Annotated in this window: 18 protein-coding genes; 16 read left to right on the forward strand and 2 right to left on the reverse strand. The window is 71.6% G+C overall.

Features of this window, described 5'->3' with window-relative positions; genetic code table 11:
• Nucleotides 1-10: 10 nt before the first annotated feature.
• Nucleotides 11-2,170, reverse strand: coding sequence for an ATP-binding protein (locus tag DT019_RS18945; RefSeq protein WP_114038026.1), 2,160 nt, complete (start codon nucleotides 2,168-2,170; stop codon nucleotides 11-13).
• Between the two features lie 182 nt (nucleotides 2,171-2,352).
• On the opposite strand from DT019_RS18945, the gene DT019_RS18950 reads away from it, so the two are divergent.
• From DT019_RS18950 to nusB, 14 genes are all read left to right on the forward strand, one after another.
• The gene (locus tag DT019_RS18950; RefSeq protein WP_114038027.1) at nucleotides 2,353-2,793 is read left to right on the forward strand and encodes a DUF948 domain-containing protein; all 441 of its coding nucleotides are present in this window, start codon (nucleotides 2,353-2,355) and stop codon (nucleotides 2,791-2,793) included.
• Between the two features lie 7 nt (nucleotides 2,794-2,800).
• Nucleotides 2,801-3,127, forward strand: coding sequence for a DUF6167 family protein (locus DT019_RS18955; protein WP_114038028.1), 327 nt, complete (start codon nucleotides 2,801-2,803; stop codon nucleotides 3,125-3,127).
• Nucleotides 3,127-5,796, forward strand: coding sequence for an alanine--tRNA ligase (gene alaS / locus DT019_RS18960; RefSeq protein ID WP_114038029.1), 2,670 nt, complete (start codon nucleotides 3,127-3,129; stop codon nucleotides 5,794-5,796). Before DT019_RS18955 ends, alaS begins: the two co-directional genes overlap by 1 nt.
• Nucleotides 5,796-6,260 carry a Holliday junction resolvase RuvX gene (gene ruvX, locus DT019_RS18965; protein WP_114038030.1) on the forward strand — a complete coding sequence of 155 codons (465 nt, stop codon included), beginning with the start codon at nucleotides 5,796-5,798 and terminating at the stop codon, nucleotides 6,258-6,260. Before alaS ends, ruvX begins: the two co-directional genes overlap by 1 nt.
• Nucleotides 6,261-6,361: 101 nt before the next feature.
• Entirely contained in the window at nucleotides 6,362-8,071 is a 1,710-nt protein-coding gene (mltG, locus tag DT019_RS18975) for an endolytic transglycosylase MltG (protein WP_114038031.1), read from the forward strand.
• Nucleotides 8,052-8,894, forward strand: coding sequence for a shikimate dehydrogenase (locus DT019_RS18980; RefSeq protein ID WP_114038032.1), 843 nt, complete (start codon nucleotides 8,052-8,054; stop codon nucleotides 8,892-8,894). The genes mltG and DT019_RS18980 overlap by 20 nt, the downstream gene beginning before the upstream one ends.
• A 146-nt stretch (nucleotides 8,895-9,040) precedes the next feature.
• Nucleotides 9,041-10,225: a chorismate synthase gene (gene aroC / locus DT019_RS18985; RefSeq protein ID WP_114038033.1), complete on the forward strand. Its 1,185-nt coding sequence runs from the start codon at nucleotides 9,041-9,043 to the stop codon at nucleotides 10,223-10,225.
• Nucleotides 10,222-10,740, forward strand: a complete 519-nt coding sequence (locus DT019_RS18990) for a shikimate kinase (protein ID WP_317617778.1) — start codon at nucleotides 10,222-10,224, stop codon at nucleotides 10,738-10,740. The genes aroC and DT019_RS18990 overlap by 4 nt, the downstream gene beginning before the upstream one ends.
• On the forward strand, nucleotides 10,737-11,831 hold the full coding sequence (aroB, locus tag DT019_RS18995) for a 3-dehydroquinate synthase (RefSeq protein ID WP_114038034.1): 1,095 nt from the start codon (nucleotides 10,737-10,739) through the stop codon (nucleotides 11,829-11,831). Before DT019_RS18990 ends, aroB begins: the two co-directional genes overlap by 4 nt.
• Nucleotides 11,828-12,277: a type II 3-dehydroquinate dehydratase gene (aroQ, locus tag DT019_RS19000; RefSeq protein ID WP_114038035.1), complete on the forward strand. Its 450-nt coding sequence runs from the start codon at nucleotides 11,828-11,830 to the stop codon at nucleotides 12,275-12,277. The genes aroB and aroQ overlap by 4 nt, the downstream gene beginning before the upstream one ends.
• 131 nt (nucleotides 12,278-12,408) lie before the next feature.
• A complete protein-coding gene (locus DT019_RS19005; RefSeq protein ID WP_114038036.1) occupies nucleotides 12,409-13,353 on the forward strand; it encodes a Pro-rich N-terminal domain-containing protein in 945 nt (314 codons plus the stop codon).
• Nucleotides 13,354-13,409: 56 nt separating this feature from the next.
• The gene (locus tag DT019_RS19010) at nucleotides 13,410-14,516 is read left to right on the forward strand and encodes an aminopeptidase P family protein (protein WP_114038037.1); all 1,107 of its coding nucleotides are present in this window, start codon (nucleotides 13,410-13,412) and stop codon (nucleotides 14,514-14,516) included.
• Nucleotides 14,517-14,585: 69 nt separating this feature from the next.
• Complete coding sequence (gene efp / locus DT019_RS19015) at nucleotides 14,586-15,152, forward strand: elongation factor P (protein ID WP_114038038.1); 567 nt, start codon at nucleotides 14,586-14,588, stop codon at nucleotides 15,150-15,152.
• A gap of 2 nt (nucleotides 15,153-15,154) precedes the next feature.
• Entirely contained in the window at nucleotides 15,155-15,583 is a 429-nt protein-coding gene (gene nusB / locus DT019_RS19020) for a transcription antitermination factor NusB (protein ID WP_114038039.1), read from the forward strand.
• Between the two features lie 163 nt (nucleotides 15,584-15,746).
• Here the strand turns inward: nusB and bldD are convergent, their stop codons facing one another.
• Complete coding sequence (bldD, locus tag DT019_RS19025; RefSeq protein WP_014044812.1) at nucleotides 15,747-16,247, reverse strand: transcriptional regulator BldD; 501 nt, start codon at nucleotides 16,245-16,247, stop codon at nucleotides 15,747-15,749.
• A 295-nt stretch (nucleotides 16,248-16,542) separates the two neighbouring features.
• Here bldD and pyrR point away from each other — a divergent pair, with 295 nt between their 5' ends.
• Nucleotides 16,543-17,145 carry a bifunctional pyr operon transcriptional regulator/uracil phosphoribosyltransferase PyrR gene (gene pyrR / locus DT019_RS19030; RefSeq protein WP_114038040.1) on the forward strand — a complete coding sequence of 201 codons (603 nt, stop codon included), beginning with the start codon at nucleotides 16,543-16,545 and terminating at the stop codon, nucleotides 17,143-17,145.
• A 94-nt stretch (nucleotides 17,146-17,239) separates the two neighbouring features.
• Complete coding sequence (locus DT019_RS19035; RefSeq protein ID WP_114038041.1) at nucleotides 17,240-18,223, forward strand: aspartate carbamoyltransferase catalytic subunit; 984 nt, start codon at nucleotides 17,240-17,242, stop codon at nucleotides 18,221-18,223.

Raw genomic sequence — 18,223 nt, forward strand, 5'->3', positions numbered from 1 at the left:
CACCGGAGCCTCAGCGCTTCAGCCCGCCGTCGCCCCGCTCCGCATGGAGCGGGAGGCGGCGGGCTTCCGTGTGTCCGGGCCCCTCGTGCGGCTGCCCCTCGACCGCGGCCGTCAACTCCCGTACGCCGCCGCCCTCGTGGCCCAGCGCTCGCGCCACCGCGGCCGCCGTGTCCAGCCGGGTGCCGCCGCGCCGGTGCTCCTCGTAGGCCACGTCGCCGAGCCGCGCGCGGGTCCGCTCCTCGCAGAGCACGTGCGCGGCGTAGAAGTAGGCCGAGCCGAACAGCGGCAGCCCCACCGACGGCCAGATCCGCTCGGCCGCTCCCTGGAGCACGGCCGCCTCCGCCGGATCCCCGGTGTCCACCTCGACGAGCGCCAGCATCTCCAGGGTGAGCACCGTGCCCACCAGATCGTGGAAGGCGTGGCTGACCGCGAGGGTCTCCCGCAGCAGGCCGCGCGCGCGGTCCGGGTCGCCGCCGTGCCAGGCCGCGTACGCCAGGACGTACAGCGCGTAGGCGCGGGCCCAGCGCTCGCCGTGGTCCTCGCAGACCCGCACCACCTGCTCGCAGACCGAGACCGCCTCGTCGAGCCGGCCCCGGAAGCCCACCGCCATCGCCATCTCGACCTGCCCCATCAGCACGTTGCAGTTGAGCTCGCCGACCTCGTCGTACCCGCGCAGCGCCGTGCGCAGCAGCTCCTCGGCGCGCGGCATGTCGTCGGTGACCAGGGCCAGGCAGCCGGTGCGGTGCACCGCGTAGGCCGCGGCCACCGCGTCGCCCAGCGACTCGGCCTCCTCGCGGCACTCCTGGAGCGCCGCGATCGCCGCCACCGCGTCGCCCTGGAGAACGGCGACATAGCCGAGCACCCACAGCGCCTTGAGGCGTGAACGGTCGTGCTCGCTCTCGACGTCCAGGACCTGGGCCAGCCAGTGCCGCCCCTCCGCCAGGCGCCCGCAGCCGGCCCAGTAGAACCAGAGCGTTCCCGCCAGGTGCTGGGCCAGGTGCGTGTCCTCGGGGCAGCCGAGCGAGAACTCCATCGCGGCGCGCAGATTGGCCAGTTCGCTCTCCACACGGACGGCCACCTCGGCCTGGCGGGGGCTGAACCAGTCCAGTTCGCACCAGGTGGCGAGCCCCAGGTACCAGTCGCGGTGGCGCCGGTGCAGCCGGTCCGCGTCCCCCGTCCCCGTCAGCCACTCGGCGCCGTACGCGCGGACCGTGTCAAGGAGCCGGTAGCGGACCCCGCAGGGGCCGTCGTCGCGCACCACGAGGGACTGGTCGATCAGTTCGCCGAGGACGTCGAGGACCTCGTCCTGCGGCAGATCGGGGCCCACGCAGATGTACTCGACGGCCTCCAGGTCGAAGGAGCCGGCGAACACCGAGAGCCGCGCCCACAGCAGCCGCTGGGCCGGTGTGCACAGCTCATGGCTCCAGCCGATGGTCGTGCGCAGCGTCTGGTGGCGCGGCAGCGCCGCCCGCCCGCCACCGGTGAGAAGGCGGAACCGGTCGTCGAGCCGGTACAGCAACTGCTCCACCGAGAGGGTGCCGAGCCGGCCCGCCGCCAGCTCCAGGGCCAGCGGAATCCCGTCCAGGCGGCGGCACAGCTCGGCGGCCGCCTCCTCGTGCTCCTCGGCCAAACGCTCGCCGCCCCGGGCGTCGGCGCCGCGCTCCGTGAAGAGCCGCAGCGCGTCCTCGTCGTTCAACGGCGCAAGCGGGAACACCCGCTCGCCGTCGATCCTGAGCGGCAGCCGCCCCGCGGCGAGCACGCTCAGGCCGGGGCAGCCGCGCAGCAGCTCCCGTAAGAGTCCGGCGCAGGCGTCCACCAGCTGCTCGAACCCGTCGACCACCAGCAGGACCCGGCGCTCCCCGAGGTGGTCGAGCAGCAGTCGGCGCGGGGGTCTCGCGGTGTGGTCGGTCAGGCCGAGCGCCTCGACGACCGCGTGGTCGAGCAGGCCGGGATCCGTCAGCGCGGACAGCTCGACCAGTCGGACACCGTCGCAGTACCGTTCCTGCTCCACCGCGGTGGCGGCGGCGCGCAGGGCGAAGCGGGTCTTGCCGACGCCTCCGACGCCGGTCACGGTGACCATGCGTCCCTCGCTGAGCAGTCGGCCCAGGCGGTCCAGTTCTCGGTCTCGCCCGATGAAACGGTTCAACTCTGCGGGCAGATGGGAGCGCATGGAACACGCAGCGTACTCAAGGGCATGCACTGCGTACAATCGGGTTGCGCAACTCCGCTTGTGGCGGCCCGGAACGCGGTGCGGGAAGCCATCCCCGGCGCGATAGGCTCGGAGGACACCTTTTTCGAGGTTGTCGAGGTTGTCGAGGTTTCGGTTCCGACGGGTTGCGGGGAGCGGTGCAAGTGTCCGGTGGAGAGGTGGCCGGGATCCTGGTGGCTGTCTTCTGGGCGATCCTGGTGTCCTTCCTCGCGGTCGTTCTCGTGAGGCTGGCCCAGACGCTGAAGGCGACGACCAGACTGGTCGCGGACGTCACCGACCAGGCGGTCCCGCTGCTCGCGGACGCCTCCAGCGCGGTGCGCTCCGCGCAGACCCAGCTGGACCGGGTCGACGCGATCGCCTCCGACGTCCAGGAGGTCACCTCCAACGCGTCCGCGCTCTCCACCACCGTCGCCTCCACCTTCGGAGGCCCGCTGGTGAAGGTGGCCGCCTTCGGCTACGGAGTGCGCCGGGCGATCGGCCGCAAGGGCGCCGTCCCCGCCGACGCGCCCGCTCGGGAGGGCCGACGTAACGTGATCGTCGGGCGGACCGTGCCGTCCGCGCGGCGCTCCAAGCGAAAGGGCTGACGCTGCGATGTTCCGCCGTACGTTCTGGTTCACCGCGGGCGCGGCCGCCGGAGTCTGGGCCACCACCAAGGTCAACCGGAAGCTGAAACAGCTGACCCCGGAGAGCCTGGCCGCGCGCACCGCCGACAAGGCGGTCGAGGCCGGCCACCGGCTCAAGGACTTCGCCCTCGACATCAAGTCCGGCATGGCCCAGCGCGAAGCCGAACTCAACGACGTCCTGGGCATCGGCGAGGGCGAGGTGCGCGAACTTCCCGCGCAGCGCCGCCTCGTCGCCATCGAGACCACACAACAGCAGTACCCCAAGCATTCGTACAACCGGAATGAGGACCACTGATGGAGTCGGCCGAGATTCGCCGCCGCTGGCTGAGCTTCTTCGAGGAGCGCGGGCACACCGTCGTCCCTTCGGCGTCGCTCATCGCGGACGACCCGACTCTGCTGCTCGTCAACGCGGGCATGGTCCCCTTCAAGCCGTACTTCCTGGGTGAGACCAAGCCGCCCGCGCCGCGCGCCACCAGCGTGCAGAAGTGCGTGCGCACGCCCGACATCGAAGAGGTCGGCAAGACCACCCGGCACGGCACCTTCTTCCAGATGTGCGGCAACTTCTCCTTCGGGGACTACTTCAAGGAAGGCGCCATCAAGTACGCCTGGGAGCTGCTCACCAGCTCCGTGGCGGACGGCGGCTACGGCCTCGAACCCGAGAAGCTCTGGATCACCGTCTACCTCGACGACGACGAGGCCGAGACGATCTGGCGCGACGTGATCGGCGTGCCCGCCGAGCGCATCCAGCGCCTGGGCAAGAAGGACAACTTCTGGTCCATGGGCGTGCCCGGACCGTGCGGCCCCTGCTCCGAGATCAACTACGACCGCGGCCCCGAGTTCGGTGTCGAGGGCGGCCCCGCCGTCAACGACGAGCGGTACGTGGAGATCTGGAACCTGGTCTTCATGCAGTACGAGCGCGGCGCCGGGGAGAACAAGGAGGACTTCCCGATCCTCGGCGACCTGCCCTCCAAGAACATCGACACCGGTCTGGGTCTCGAACGCCTCGCGATGATCCTGCAGGGCGTGCAGAACATGTACGAGACCGACACCCTGCGCGTCGTCATGGACAAGGCCACCGAGCTGACCGGTGTGCGCTACGGCGACAAGCACGAGTCGGACGTCTCGATGCGCGTCGTCGCCGACCACATCCGCACCTCGGTGATGCTCATCGGCGACGGTGTGACCCCGGGCAACGAGGGGCGCGGCTATGTGCTGCGCCGCATCATGCGCCGCGCCATCCGCAACATGCGCCTCATGGGCGCCACCGGCCCGGTCGTCCAGGAGCTGATCGACGTCGTCATCAAGACGATGGGCCAGCAGTACCCGGAGCTGGTCACCGACCGCAAGCGCATCGAGACCGTCGCGCTGGCCGAGGAGGCCGCCTTCCTCAAGGCGCTGCGCGGGGGCACCAACATCCTGGACACCGCCATCACCGAGACCAAGGCCACCGGTGGCACGGTCCTGGCCGGCGACAAGGCGTTCCTGCTCCACGACACGTGGGGCTTCCCGATCGACCTGACCCTGGAGATGGCCGCCGAGCAGGGCCTCTCGGTGGACGAGGACGGCTTCCGCCGCCTCATGAAGCAGCAGCGCGACCAGGCCAAGGCGGACGCCAGGGCCAAGAAGACCGGCCACGCCGACCTGTCCGCCTACCGCGAGGTGGCCGACGCCTCCGGCGAGACCGACTTCACCGGCTACGGGTCCACCGAGAACGAGTCGACGATCGTCGGCCTGCTCGTCGACGGCGTGCCCTCGCCCGCCGCCACCGAGGGCGACGAGGTCGAGGTCGTCCTCGACCGCACCCCCTTCTACGCCGAGGGCGGCGGCCAGCTCGCCGACCAGGGCCGGATCAAGCTCGACAGCGGCGCGGTCATCGAGGTCCGCGACGTGCAGAAGCCGGTCCCCGGCGTCCACGTGCACAAGGGCGTCGTCCAGGTCGGCGAGGTCACGGTCGGCGCGTCCGCGTACGCCGCCATCGACACCAAGCGCCGGCGCGCCATCGCCCGCGCCCACTCCGCCACCCACCTCACCCACCAGGCGCTGCGCGACGCGCTCGGCCCGACGGCCGCCCAGGCCGGCTCCGAGAACTCGCCGGGCCGCTTCCGCTTCGACTTCGGCTCACCCGCCGCCGTTCCCGGCACGGTCCTCACCGATGTCGAGCAGAAGATCAACGAGGTGCTGTCGCGCGAGCTCGACGTGCAGGCCGAGGTCATGTCGATCGACGAGGCCAAGAAGCAGGGCGCCATCGCCGAGTTCGGCGAGAAGTACGGCGAGCGGGTCCGCGTCGTCACCATCGGCGACTTCTCCAAGGAGCTGTGCGGCGGTACGCACGTGCACAACACCGCCCAGCTGGGCCTGGTGAAGCTGCTCGGCGAGTCGTCCATCGGCTCCGGCGTGCGCCGCATCGAGGCCCTGGTCGGCGTCGACGCGTACAACTTCCTGGCCCGTGAGCACACGGTCGTCGCCCAGCTTCAGGAGCTGGTCAAGGGGCGTCCGGAGGAGCTTCCGGAGAAGATCTCCAGCATGCTCGGCAAGCTGAAGGACGCCGAGAAGGAGATCGAGAAGTTCCGCGCCGAGAAGGTGCTGCAGGCCGCCGCGGGTCTGGTCGAGTCCGCCAAGGACGTGCGCGGCACGGCCCTGGTCACCGGTCAGGTGCCGGACGGCACGTCGGCCGACGACCTGCGCAAGCTGGTCCTGGACGTGCGCGGCCGGATCCCCGGCGACCGCCCGGCGGTCGTGGCCCTGTTCACCACGGCCAACGGCCGCCCGGTGACCGTCATCGCCACCAACGAGGCCGCCCGCGAGCGCGGTCTCAAGGCCGGTGAGCTGGTCCGCACCGCCGCCAAGACGCTCGGCGGCGGCGGGGGCGGCAAGCCCGACGTCGCCCAGGGCGGCGGTCAGAACCCGGAGGCGATCGGCGACGCCATCGACGCCGTCGAGCGCCAGGTCGCCGAGACCGCCTGATGCGACGAGGACGCCGACTCGCGATCGATGTCGGAGACGCCCGGATCGGGGTCGCCTCGTGCGACCCCGACGGGGTGCTCGCCACGCCGGTGGAGACCGTGCCGGGACGCGACGTCCCGGCCGCCCACCGGCGGTTGCGGCAGCTCGTCGAGGAGTACGAACCGATCGAGGTGGTCGTCGGACTGCCCCGCTCCCTGAACGGGGGCGAGGGCCCGGCGGCGGCCAAAGTCCGTGTGTTCGCCCAGGAGTTGGCGCGCGGCATCGCCCCGATCGGGGTGCGGCTCGTCGACGAACGGATGACCACGGTCACCGCGAGCCAGGGGCTGCGCGCCTCGGGCGTGAAGTCCAAGAAGGGACGTTCCGTCATCGATCAGGCCGCCGCCGTGATCATCCTTCAGAACGCGCTTGAGGCCGAACGGGTGTCAGGTAACGCTCCGGGCGAAGGCGTCGAAGTGGTTATCTGATCGCGATACGGTAACGTTCCGGCCGATGCGGAGGCATTCGAACAGTCGCCGCACAGCAAAAGAGGCGGACCGTCCGGATGCCTCACGGCTCTAGGGGACCGATGACTGAGTATGGCCGGGGCGCAGGCTCCGAACCGTGGCACCCAGAGGATCCCCTCTACGGGGATCAGGGGTGGCGAGCGCAGCAGGCTGCCTCCGGTCAGGCTCCGTACGACGGCGGGCAGCAGTCGCAGCAGCACTACCAGCAGCCGTACTACTCCCAGCAGCCGCAGGATCCGTACGCCCCGCAGCCGCACTACGCCGCGCAGCCGTCGCAGCAGGGCTACGTCGAACACCCCCAGCAGGGCTATCCGCAGCAGCAGTACGCGGACCAGTACGCGGCCCAGCCCCAGCAGTACCAGGGCGGTTGGGACAGCACGGGCGAGCAGGCGGCCATGCCGTACGCGGGCCAGCAGCCCGATCCGTACAACAACGGCTATGCCGGCGAGGGCCACGATCTCTACGGCACCCCCGAGGCGTATCCGCCGCCGCAGCCGCCCGGCCAGCGCCAGGCGCCCGCCGCGCCCGAGGTGCCGGAGCAGGGGCACGAGTGGGACGCCGAGCCGCAGGAGGAGCGCCACCCGTTCTTCACCGGCGTTGACGAAAGCGAACGCGAAGACGACGAGCCGGGCGAGTCCCGCCGCGCGACCGGGGACGGCGGCGGCCGCGAGCGGCGCGGCAAGACCAAGAAGAAGGGCAAGAGCGGGCGGGCCTGTCTGGTCCTCGCCGTGATCTTCGCCGTCGGAGCCGGCGGGATCGGCTACGTGGGCTACGAGTTCTACCAGAAGAAGTTCGGCGCGGCCCCCGACTACGTGGGCGAGGGCACCAGCGACACCGTCACGGTCGAGATCCCGACCGGTGCGGGCGGCTCCGAGATCGGCCAGATCCTCAAGGAGGCCGGTGTCGTCAAGAGCATCGACGCCTTCGTCCAGGCCCAGAACGACGACCCCAAGGGCAAGACGATCCAGGCCGGCGCCTACACGATGAAGAAGGGCATGTCCGCGGCCAACGCGGTCAAGCTGATGCTCAACCCGAGCAGCCGCAACGCCCTCATCGTTCCCGAAGGCACACGCAATTCCTGGGTCTACGGCAAGATCGACGAACGCCTCGGCCTGTCGCCCGGCACGACCAAGGAGATCGCGCTCAAGAACGCCGACAGCATGGGTCTGCCGGACTGGGCCAAGGGCCACAAGAACGTCAAGGACCCGCTGGAAGGGTTCCTCTACCCGGCGAGCTACCCGGTCGCCAAGGGCATGAAGCCCGAGGACGTGCTGAAGAAGATGGTCAACCGCGCCACTTCCGAGTACGGCAAGCAGGACCTGGCCGCCGAGGCCAAGAAGCTCCACCTGGACGGGCCCTGGCAGCTCATCACCGTCGCCAGCCTCGTGCAGGCCGAGGGCAAGACGACGGACGACTTCCGCAAGATGTCCGAGGTCGTCTACAACCGGCTCAAGCCGGACAACACCCAGACCAACCAGAAGCTCCAGTTCGACTCGACGTACAACTACCTGATGAACAAGAGCGACATCAAGATCGGTCTTGCGGAGATCAACACCAACCAGGACCCGTACAACACGTACAAGTGGAAGGGCCTGACCCCCGGCCCCATCGGCAACCCCGGCACCGAGGCGCTGGCCGCCGCGCTGGACCCGACGAACGAGGGCTGGATGTACTTCGTGGCCACCGACGGCAAGCACAAGACCGAGTTCGCCAAGAACCTGGCCGAGTTCAACAAGCTGAAGGAAGAGTTCAATGCCCAGTCCGGCCAGTGAGGGCGCGCGGCGGGCGGCCGTTCTCGGGTCGCCCATCGCACACTCGCTGTCTCCGGTGCTGCACCGGGCCGCGTATGCCGAACTCGGCCTCGACCACTGGTCCTACGAACGGTTCGAGGTCGACGAGGCCGGTCTTTCCGGGTTCTTCGCGGGGCTCGACGGATCCTGGGCGGGCCTCTCGCTCACGATGCCGCTCAAGCGGGCGGTCATCCCGCTGCTCGACGCGGTGAGCGCCACCGCGGCCTCCGTCGAGGCGGTCAACACCGTCGTCTTCACCGACGACAACCGCCGCCTCGGCGACAACACCGACATCCCGGGGATGACCGCGGCCCTCCAGGAGCGCGGAGTGACCCGGGTCGGGTCCGCGGCCGTCCTCGGCGCGGGCGCCACCGCCTCCTCGGCACTGGCCGCGCTCGCCCGGGTCTGCACCGGCCCCGTCACGGCGTACGTACGCAGCGAGGAGCGGGCCCGGGAGATGCGCGGCTGGGGCGAGCGGCTCGGCGTCGACGTCCGCACCCTCGACTGGTCGCGGGCGGCGGAGGCCTTCGAAGCGCCGCTCGTCGTGGCCACCACCCCGGCCGGCGCCACCGACGCGCTGGCCGCGGCCGTCCCCGAGCGCGTGGGCACCCTCTTCGACGTGCTGTACGACCCCTGGCCGACCGCGCTCGCGGCCGCCTGGTCGGGGCGCGGGGGAGCGGTGGTCGGCGGGCTCGACCTGCTGGTGCACCAGGCGGTGCTCCAGGTGGAGCAGATGACGGGCTGCGCGGCGGCCCCGCTCGACGCCATGCGCAAGGCGGGCGAGGCGGCGCTGGCCGCCCGGTAACCGGGTTTCTGGAGCGGTTCTCGAGTCCGCCTGGTGGACCTCCGGCCGGTTCATCGCTCCGGCCATGGGAGGATCAGGGGTGGCGGGCCAGGGCCGCGCACCCGGTCGCGCCGTCGCAGTTCCAGGCGCGCACATGAGGAGCACCGTTGAGCAGGTTGCGCTGGCTGACCGCCGGGGAGTCCCACGGACCCGCACTTGTGGCGACGCTGGAGGGCCTTCCCGCCGGCGTGCCGATCACCACGGAGATGGTGGCCGACCACCTGGCCCGGCGGCGGCTCGGCTATGGCCGCGGCGCCCGCATGAAGTTCGAGCGCGACGAGGTGACCTTCCTCGGCGGCGTGCGGCACGGCCTCTCGATGGGCTCGCCGGTCGCGATCATGGTCGGCAACACCGAGTGGCCCAAGTGGGAGCAGGTCATGTCGGCCGACCCGGTCGACCCCGAGATCCTGGCCGAGTCGGCCCGCAACGCCCCGCTGACCCGCCCGAGGCCCGGCCACGCCGACCTCGCCGGCATGCAGAAGTACGGCTTCGACGAGGCCCGGCCGATCCTGGAGCGCGCCAGCGCCCGGGAGACCGCGGCCCGCGTCGCGCTCGGCGCGGTGGCCCGCTCCTACCTCAAGGAGACGGCCGGCATCGAGATCGTCTCGCACGTCGTGGAGCTGGCCGCCGCCAAGGCTCCGTACGGCGTCCACCCGACCCCGGCCGACGTGGAGAAGCTCGACGCGGACCCCGTCCGCTGCCTCGACGCGGACGCGTCGAAGGCGATGGTCGCCGAGATCGACCAGGCCCACAAGGACGGCGACACCCTGGGCGGGGTCGTCGAGGTGCTCGCCTACGGCGTGCCCGTCGGCCTCGGTTCGCACGTGCACTGGGACCGTCGTCTGGACGCCCGGCTCGCCGCCGCCCTCATGGGCATCCAGGCCATCAAGGGCGTCGAGGTCGGCGACGGCTTCGACCTGGCCCGGGTGCCCGGCTCGCAGGCGCACGACGAGATCGTGAACACCGCCGACGGCGTCAGGCGCACCTCCGGCCGCTCCGGCGGCACCGAGGGCGGCCTGACCACCGGTGAACTGCTGCGCGTACGCGCCGCGATGAAGCCGATCGCGACCGTGCCCCGCGCGCTCGCCACCATCGACGTCGCCACGGGGGAGGCCGCCAAGGCCCACCACCAGCGCTCCGACGTGTGCGCCGTGCCGGCCGCCGGCATCGTCGCCGAGGCCATGGTCGCGCTCGTCCTCGCGGACGCGGTCGCCGAGAAGTTCGGCGGCGACAGCGTGCCCGAGACCCGCCGCAACGTGCGGTCGTACCTCGACAACCTGCAGATCCGGTGAGCGAGGGACCGCTGGTCGTCCTCGTCGGCCCGATGGGCTCGGGCAAGTCCACCGTGGGCGCGCTGCTCGCCGAGCGGCTCGGCGCGCCCTACCGGGACACCGACGCCGACATCGTGGCCGCCGAGGGCCGCCCGATCTCCGACATCTTCATCGAGGACGGCGAGCCGCACTTCCGCGCCCTGGAGCGGGACGCGGTGCGTGCCGCGCTCGCCGAGCACACGGGCGTGCTCGCGCTCGGCGGCGGCGCGATCCTCGACCCCGCGACGCGCGCGCTGCTCGCGCCGCACCCCGTCGTCTATCTCTCGATGGACGTGGAGGAGGCGGTCAAGCGCGTCGGCCTGAACACCGCCCGCCCGCTGCTCGCGGTCAACCCGCGCCGGCAGTGGCGCGAACTGATGGACGCGCGGCGCCATCTGTACACCGAAGTCGCCCGTGCGGTCGTCGCGACCGACGAGCGCACCCCCGAAGAGGTCGCCCAGGCGGTCCTCGACGCACTGGAGTTGAAGGACGCATGACGGAGCAGGCACCCACCCGGATCCAGGTCGGCGGCACCGCCGGGACGGACCCGTACGACGTGCTCGTCGGCCGCAACCTGCTGGGCGAACTGGCCGGACTGATCGGCGACCGGGCCAGGCGGATCGCGATCATCCACCCGGAGGCCCTGGCGGGCACCGGCGACGCGATCCGCGAGGACCTCGCGGCCGAGGGCTACGAGGCCATCGCCATCCAGGTCCCGAACGCCGAGGAGGCCAAGACCGCCGAGGTCGCCGCCTACTGCTGGAAGGCGCTCGGGCAGTCCGGCTTCACCCGCACCGACGTCGTCGTCGGCGTGGGCGGCGGCGCCACCACCGACCTCGCGGGCTTCGTGGCGGCCACCTGGCTGCGCGGGGTGCGCTGGATCTCGGTGCCGACCACCGTGCTCGGCATGGTGGACGCGGCCGTCGGCGGCAAGACCGGCATCAACACCGCCGAGGGCAAGAACCTGGTGGGCTCCTTCCACCCGCCCGTCGGCGTCCTGTGCGACCTGGCGGCCCTCGACTCGCTGCCGGTCAACGACTACGTGTCGGGCATGGCCGAGGTCATCAAGGCCGGCTTCATCGCCGACCCCGTCATCCTCGACCTCGTCGAGGCCGACCCGGCCGGCGCGCGCACCCCCCAGGGCCCGCACACCGCCGAGCTCATCGAGCGCTCCATCCGCGTCAAGGCCGAAGTGGTCTCGGGCGACCTGAAGGAAGCGGGTCGGCGCGAGATCCTCAACTACGGCCACACCCTCGCCCACGCGATCGAGAAGAACGAGCGCTACAAGTGGCGGCACGGCGCGGCGGTCTCGGTCGGCATGGTCTTCGCGGCCGAACTCGGCCGTCTGGCGGGCCGGTTGGACGACGCGACCGCCGACCGGCACAGCGCGATCCTGAAGTCGGTCGGCCTGCCGCTGACCTACCGCGGTGACCAGTGGCCCAAGCTCCTGGAGAACATGAAGCTGGACAAGAAGGCCCGCGGCAACCTGCTGCGCTTCATCGTCCTGGACGGCCTCGCCAAGCCGTCCGTCCTGGAGGGCCCGGACCCGTCGGTGCTCCTGGCCGCCTACGGCGAGGTCTCCGCATGACCCGGCGGGTGTTCGTCCTCAACGGCCCCAACCTCGGCCGCCTCGGCTCCCGCGAGCCCGACGTCTACGGCGCCACCACCTACGCGGGCCTCGTCGAGGTCTGCGAGGCGCTCGGCAAGGAGCTCGGCTTCGAGGTCTCGGTCCGCGAGACCAACGACGAGGGTGAGCTCATCCGCTGGCTCCACGAGGCGGCGGACGGTCGCATTCCGGTCGTCATCAACCCGGGCGCCTTCACCCACTACTCGTACGGGATGCGCGACGCGGCGGCCCAGCGCACCGCGCCGCTCATCGAGGTCCACATCTCGAACCCGTACGCCCGTGAGGAGTTCCGCCACACCTCGGTGATCGCACCCGTCGCCACCGGCACCGTCGCGGGCTTCGGCATCGGCTCCTACCGCCTGGCGCTGCGCGCGCTCGCCGACGAAGTGGCCGGCGAACGCGGCTGACGGGCACGCCTGCCGCTCCCCGGCCGTTCACACTGTGGCGGCCGGGAGAGGTACGGTTCTGCACCGGGCCGTCCCACACCGACGGGCGCCCGACCAGCGCCAGTTGCCTGTACGAGACGGAGTGGCACCGGATGCAGCACGCAGGGGGGGCTCCACTGCCGCCGCCCCACACCCCGGGGCAGCCCCCGCACGACTGGGCCCAGCACATCGAGTCGGAGGGGACGGCTCCGCTGCGGCCCACCGCGCCCGCGCCCGGACCCCCCGCGGGTGCCCCGCCCTACCAGCCCGGCCCGCAGCCCGGCTCCGGGCATCCACACGCGCAGCTCCCGGCCCACCCGCGGACGCCCCCGGCGCAAACGCCCCACCAGCCCGGGGCCCCGCAGCCGCCCGGCCAGGGCTGGCACGGTCCCGCGCCGCAGCACGCCTCGGCGCGGCCGCCGTCCCGCGACACCACCGGGCACGTGGCGCTGCCGCCCGGCGGGCCGGTACCGATACCGCAGGCGATCGAGGGGACCGGCGCCACCACCCTCGCGGTGCTGCTCATCGGCCCCGCCGGAGCGGGCAAGACGACCGTGGCGCGGTACTGGGCGCAGCACCGCCGGGTGCCCACCGCGCACATCAGCCTCGACGACGTACGCGAGTGGGTGTGCTCGGGCTTCGCCGACCCCCAGTCGGGCTGGAACGACCACTCCGAGGCCCAGTACCGCCTCGCCCGCCGCACCTGCGGCTTCGCGGCGCGCAACTTCCTGGCCAACGGCATCTCCTGCATCCTCGACGACGCGGTCTTCCCCGACCGGCCGGTCGTGGGCCTCGGCGGCTGGAAGCGGCACGTGGGCCCGGGGCTGCTGCCGGTGGTGCTGCTGCCGGGCCTCGAAGTGGTCCTGGAGCGCAACGCGGAGCGCAGCGGCAACCGCCGCCTGTCCGACGAGGAGGTCGCGGGCATCCACGGCCGCATGGCCGGCTGGTACGGCTCGGGCCTGCCGATCATCGACAACTCGCAGTACGACGTCCCCACCACGGCCCGCCTCCTGGACGACGTCCTGGCCAGAACCATCGCGAGCCCGCCGAGCTGGTAGCCCCGGTCGGACGCGCTGAAACGGCCGACCCGGCGCCCCGCTCATACGCTCGGGGCATGTCAGAGGTGTTCGCGGCGCGCCGCGGCTGGCTGCGGGACCGCTGCGCGGCCGCAGGCAGCGCAGCCGCCCTGGTCTCCCGCCCGGCCAATGTCCGCTACCTGTCGGGCGGCGCCCCGCCCGGCGCGGTCCTCCTCATCGGCCCGGCCGAGGACGTACTGCTGTGCCCGCGCACGCCGTCGGGCGACCTCATCGAGGGGCACCTCGACGAGCAGTTGCGGCTCATCGTGCTGCCCGCCCCCGGCGGCGACCCCGCCGTCGCGGCCGCCGACCTCGCCCAGGCGAGCGGGGCCGACTCGCTGGCCGTGGAGGAGCACCACCTGTCGGTGGCCCGCCACCGCGCGCTCGGCTCGGTGGCGCCCCGGCTGCTCCTGAGCGACCTCGGCGGCGCCGTCGAGCAGCGCCGCCTGGTCAAGGACGAGGAGGAGATCGCCTGTCTGCGCATCGCCGCCGAGATCACCGACCAGGCCCTGGGCGAGCTCCTGGAGTCGATCCTGGTCGGCCGCACCGAGCGCCACCTCGCCCTCGAACTGGAGCGCCGCCTGGTGGACCACGGCGCCGACGGCCCCGCGTTCATGACGTCGGTCGGCACCGGCCCCAACTCCGGGCGGGCCGGCCACCGCCCGGCGGACCGACGGGTCGAGGAGGGCGACTTCCTCTCGGTCTGCCTGGGCGCCACCTACCGCGGATACCGGTGCGAGATCGGCCGCACCTTCGTGATCGGCACCACTCCCGCCGACTGGCAGATCGAGCTGTACGACGCTGTTTTCGCAGCCCAGCGGGCCGGGCGGGAGGCCCTCGTGCCGGGTGCCGAATACCGCGCGGTGGACCGCGCGGCCCGTCAGGTACTGGACGCGGCGGGCCACGCGGAAGCCTTCGGACCGCTCACCGGACATGGCGTCGGGATCGAAATCGACGAGGAGCCGCAGCTCGCACCTGGAGCCATGGGTAAACTGGACGCTTGCGTGCCGGTCACCGTCGAACCGGGGGTCCACCTCCCGGGCCGGGGCGGCGTCCGGATCGATGACACGCTCGTCGTACGCCCCGAGGCGGACGGCGGCCCCGAGCTACTCACCATCACGACCAAGGAGCTGCTAGCGCTCTAGCACGCGTACGTGCCCCGGGCGCGTACCCTCGGTCGTCCACCAGCTTTCAGTCCAGGAGATTCCGCAACCGTGGCTTCCACGAACGACCTCAAGAACGGCCTGGTGCTCAAGCTCGACGGAGGCCAGCTCTGGTCCGTCGTCGAGTTCCAGCACGTCAAGCCCGGCAAGGGCCCGGCCTTCGTGCGCACCAAGCTCAAGAACGTGCTCTCCGGCAAGGTCGTCGACAAGACCTTCAACGCCGGTGTGAAGGTCGAGACGGCCACCATCGACCGCCGCGACATGCAGTTCTCGTACATGGACGGCGAGTACTTCGTCTTCATGGACATGCAGACCTACGACCAGCTCATGGTCGACCGCAAGGCCGTCGGCGACGCCGCCAACTTCCTGATCGAGGGCTTCACCGCCTCGGTCGCCCAGCACGAGGGCGAGGTGCTCTACGTCGAGCTGCCGGCCGCCGTCGAGCTGGTCGTGCAGGAGACCGAGCCCGGCGTCCAGGGTGACCGCTCCACCGGTGGCACCAAGCCCGCCACCCTGGAGACCGGCCACCAGATCCAGGTCCCGCTCTTCATCACCACCGGTGAGAAGATCAAGGTCGACACCCGCACCAGCGACTACCTCGGCCGGGTGAACAGCTAACCGTGGCTGCCCGGAACAAGGCCCGCAAGCGCGCCTTCCAGATCCTCTTCGAGGCCGACCAGCGCGGCGAGTCCGTGCAGACGGTCCTCGCGGACTGGGTGCGGCACTCGCGGTCCGACGACCGTCAGCCGCCGGTCGCCGAGTACACGATGCAGCTCGTCGAGGGGTACGCGGACCACGTGGACCGCATCGACGACCTGATCTCGACGTACGCGGTGGACTGGACGCTCGACCGCATGCCGGTCGTCGACCGGAACATCCTGCGGCTCGGCACGTACGAGCTGGTCTGGGAGGACGAGACGCCCGACGCGGTCGTCATCGACGAGGCCGTCCAGTTGGCGAAGGAGTTCTCCACGGACGACTCCCCGGCCTTCGTGAACGGGATGCTCGCCCGTTTCAAGGACCTCAAGCCGAGCCTGCGCCGCGACTAGCCTCCGGTTCGGGACAAGGCCTACGAAGGGCCCGCAGCACGCACCGTGCTGCGGGCCCTTCGCCGTGGTGCCGACAGCCGTGCGGGGATGCGCGAAAGCCGTCGGGCCCGGTGGGAGCGAGTGCTCCCACCGGGCCCGACGGCACGTTTCTGCTGAAGGGGCGTCAGCCCTCTTCGTGGGCGACCGCGCGGCGCGCGTCCGCGTCCAGGACGCCCCAGCTGATCAGCTGCTCGGTCAGCACCGAGGGCGACTGGTCGTAGATGACGGCAAGGGTGCGCAGGTCGTCCTGGCGGATCGAGAGGACCTTGCCGTTGTAGTCACCCCGCTGCGACTGGATGGTCGCCGCGTAGCGCTGCAGCGGGCCCGCCTTCTCCGGCGGGACGTGCGCGAGGCGCTCAAGGTCGAGGACCAGCTTCGGCGGCGGCTCGGCGGCCCCGCCCGGCGTGGTGCCCGGCAGCAGCTCCTGCACCGGAACGCCGTAGAAGTCCGCCAGCTCGGCAAGGCGCTGTACGGTCACGGCGCGGTCGCCACGCTCGTACGACCCGACCACGACGGCCTTCCAGCGGCCCTGGGACTTCTCCTCCACGCCGTGGAGGGAGAGGCCCTGCTGGGTGCGGATGGCGCGGAGCTTGGCCCCGAGCTGTTTTGCGTATTCGCTGGACATATAGCTCCCCGGACGCTGTGACAACGTGCGGCTCCGCCGCGCGGCTGTAACTCACTGTGAGGTTACGCAGCGTTACTTGGCCGCGTCAAGCCGAATGGTCCACACCCGCGCCCCGGAGGAGTGACAGGCTCCGCGTGGGCCCGGCCCTCCAGGTCACGGCGATCCGTCGGGCGCACTCACCCGTTCGGGTGACGGCCCGGTGCCGGGCGGCTCCCGGCCCCTGGTACCGTTGGTGACGCAATTCCGACGTCCTTTAAGGTCCGTCCCGTGAGGCGGAGAAGGAGGTCCGTTTCATATGGACACGCAGCACCCGCAGAACCAGCAGGATCCGGCGCACTCCGATGCGGCGCGGCCCGTTCTCGAGGGCCCCGACATCGCCCGCGTCCTGACCCGTATCGCCCACGAGATCGTCGAGCGCGCCAAGGGCGCCGACGACGTGGTGCTCCTCGGCATCCCGACCCGCGGCGTCCACCTCGCCGAGCGGCTCGCCGTGAAGCTGGAGGAGATCACCGGGCGCAAGACCCCGGTCGGCTCGCTCGACATCACCATGTACCGCGACGACCTGCGTCTGAAGCCCGCCCGGGCACTCGGGCGCACCGAGATCCCCGGCGACGGGGTCGACGGCCGCCTGGTCGTGCTCGTCGACGACGTCCTCTTCTCCGGCCGCACCATCCGCGCCGCCCTCGACGCGCTCGGCGACATCGGCCGCCCCCGCGCCGTCCAGCTCGCGGTCCTCGTCGACCGCGGCCACCGCGAACTTCCGATCCGCGCCGACTACGTCGGCAAGAACCTCCCCACGTCGCTGCGGGAGACGGTCAAGGTCCAGCTCGCCGAGGAGGACGGCCGCGACGCCGTGCTGCTCGGTGTCAAGCAGACCGCCCCGGCCGGCGAGCAGTAGGCACCCACCCCTCCGTAGGGACCGCTCGGACCCGTACGGCCTGCTTCTGCGCGCCCGCACGCCCCAACCTCCACCACACCTGGAGAACCCCCAGATGATGCGTCACCTCATCTCGGCCGCCGACCTCACCCGCGACGACGCCGTCCTCATCCTCGACACCGCCGAGGAGATGGCCCGCGTCTCCGACCGGCCGATAAAGAAGCTCCCCGCCCTGCGCGGCCGCACGATCTGCAACCTCTTCTTCGAGGACTCGACCCGCACCCGGATCTCGTTCGAGGCCGCCGAGAAGCGCCTGTCGGCCGACGTCATCAACTTCGCCGCCAAGGGCTCCTCGGTCTCCAAGGGCGAGTCCCTCAAGGACACCGCGCAGACCCTGGAGGCCATGGGCGTCGACGCCGTGGTCATCCGGCACAGCGCCTCCGGCGCCCCCTACCGCCTGGCCACCTCCGGCTGGATCGACGCCCCCGTCATCAACGCCGGCGACGGCACCCACCAGCACCCCACCCAGGCGCTGCTCGACGCGTTCACCATGCGCCGCCGCCTGGTCGGCAAGGACGCGCTCGGCCAGGACCTGGCCGGCAAGCGCATCACCCTCGTGGGCGACGTGCTGCACAGCCGGGTGGCCCGCTCCAACGTCGACCTGCTGCACACGCTCGGCGCGGAGGTCACCCTGGTGGCCCCGCCGACGCTGCTGCCCGTCGGCGTCGAGCACTGGACCTGCGACGTGTCGTACGACCTCGACGCCGTGCTGCCGAAGTCCGACGCGGTGATGATGCTGCGTGTGCAGCGCGAACGCATGAACGCCGCCTTCTTCCCGACCGAGCGCGAGTACTCGCGGCGCTACGGGCTCGACGGCGAGCGCATGAAGAAGATGCCGGAGCACGGCATCGTCATGCACCCCGGCCCGATGGTGCGCGGCATGGAGATCACCGCCGAGGTCGCCGACTCCGACCGCTGCACGGTCGTCGAGCAGGTCGCCAACGGCGTCCACACCCGCATGGCGGTCCTGTACCTGCTGCTCGGGGGCAACGAGCCCGCCGTCAGCCACGCCCGTCCCACCGATTCGGAGAACAAGTAA

It is taken from the genome of Streptomyces sp. SDr-06, from assembly GCF_003324565.1.
GTDB lineage: Bacteria > Actinomycetota > Actinomycetes > Streptomycetales > Streptomycetaceae > Streptomyces.

Coding starts and splice junctions, on each gene's coding strand:
- DT019_RS18945 (WP_114038026.1), bottom strand. CDS start 2,170: ATGCGCTCCCATCTGCCCGCAGAGTTGAACCGTTTCATCGGGCGAGAC.
- DT019_RS18955 (WP_114038028.1), top strand. CDS start 2,801: ATGTTCCGCCGTACGTTCTGGTTCACCGCGGGCGCGGCCGCCGGAGTC.
- DT019_RS19010 (WP_114038037.1), top strand. CDS start 13,410: ATGTCAGAGGTGTTCGCGGCGCGCCGCGGCTGGCTGCGGGACCGCTGC.
- ruvX (WP_114038030.1), top strand. CDS start 5,796: ATGCGACGAGGACGCCGACTCGCGATCGATGTCGGAGACGCCCGGATC.
- alaS (WP_114038029.1), top strand. CDS start 3,127: ATGGAGTCGGCCGAGATTCGCCGCCGCTGGCTGAGCTTCTTCGAGGAG.
- aroQ (WP_114038035.1), top strand. CDS start 11,828: ATGACCCGGCGGGTGTTCGTCCTCAACGGCCCCAACCTCGGCCGCCTC.
- DT019_RS18980 (WP_114038032.1), top strand. CDS start 8,052: ATGCCCAGTCCGGCCAGTGAGGGCGCGCGGCGGGCGGCCGTTCTCGGG.
- DT019_RS19035 (WP_114038041.1), top strand. CDS start 17,240: ATGATGCGTCACCTCATCTCGGCCGCCGACCTCACCCGCGACGACGCC.
- DT019_RS19005 (WP_114038036.1), top strand. CDS start 12,409: ATGCAGCACGCAGGGGGGGCTCCACTGCCGCCGCCCCACACCCCGGGG.
- bldD (WP_014044812.1), bottom strand. CDS start 16,247: ATGTCCAGCGAATACGCAAAACAGCTCGGGGCCAAGCTCCGCGCCATC.
- aroB (WP_114038034.1), top strand. CDS start 10,737: ATGACGGAGCAGGCACCCACCCGGATCCAGGTCGGCGGCACCGCCGGG.
- pyrR (WP_114038040.1), top strand. CDS start 16,543: ATGGACACGCAGCACCCGCAGAACCAGCAGGATCCGGCGCACTCCGAT.
- mltG (WP_114038031.1), top strand. CDS start 6,362: ATGACTGAGTATGGCCGGGGCGCAGGCTCCGAACCGTGGCACCCAGAG.